Source organism: Arthrospira sp. PCC 8006, assembly GCF_046480465.1.
In the GTDB taxonomy this organism is placed as follows: Bacteria; Cyanobacteriota; Cyanobacteriia; order Cyanobacteriales; family Microcoleaceae; genus Limnospira; species Limnospira platensis.
On the sequence record NZ_PKGG01000494.1, the window covers coordinates 1 to 809 of the forward strand.

Consider the following 809-nt stretch of genomic DNA (forward strand, 5'->3'; position numbering starts at 1 on the left):
CACTCTACCCGTCGCACGGCTTGGAGTGTTGCTAACGGACAAATTGACTTAGCCATCATTGGCGGTGAGATCCCGCCAGAATTGCAGGACTGTCTCAGCGTTCAACCTTATATTGAGGATGAACTAGCCCTAGTTTTGCCTGTGTTTCACCCCTTGGCTGAAAAAGACTTTATTCAAAAGGAAGACCTGTATAACCTCAAGTTTATCGCCCTAGATGCTCAATCGACTATTCGCAAGGTGATTGATCAAGTCCTCAGTCGCTATGATATTGATCCGCGTCGCTTACGGATTGAAATGGAACTTAACTCGATTGAGGCTATTAAAAATACTGTGCAAGCGGGACTGGGAGCCGCTTTTGTGTCTACTTCGGCTATTGAAAAAGAGCTACAAATGGGGATGCTGCATCGGGCCACCATTGATTCAGTAACGGTTAAACGGATGTTATCAGTAATTGTTAATCCTAATCGGTATCAATCTAAAGCCGCCGAAGCCTTCAGTCGCGAGATTTTACCTCTATTTTGTAATTCTGAGCAGCGGATGAATTGACCCCACGGTGGATTTTTGCCAAAATCCTAGGGTAGCCGCACTTTTTCAGTGAAAATCAATTCAGGCCATAAGCCCAACCTAACTTCTGATGAAAATCCACTGTACTCGCCCCGGTTGTCCCAGGCCAGATAACTTATATCCTGACCTTGATGATCATGCCAACCTCAAAACGGTACAACAGAAGTATTGTACTACCTGCGGTATGCCCCTGATTTTAGATGGGCGCTACCTAACCGAACGCCTATTAGGTCAGGGGGGGTTTG

General features: G+C 46.0%; 2 protein-coding genes. Both read left to right on the forward strand.

Going from position 1 to position 809, the window contains the following annotated elements:
• Nucleotides 1–546: LysR substrate-binding domain-containing protein (locus B9T16_RS29020; protein WP_410246428.1), on the forward strand; the 546-nt coding region annotated here is incomplete at its 5' end.
• Nucleotides 547–634: 88 nt separating this feature from the next.
• Nucleotides 635–809 (forward strand): 4-Cys prefix domain-containing protein (locus B9T16_RS29025; RefSeq protein ID WP_410246429.1); only part of this gene is annotated, 175 nt, incomplete at its 3' end.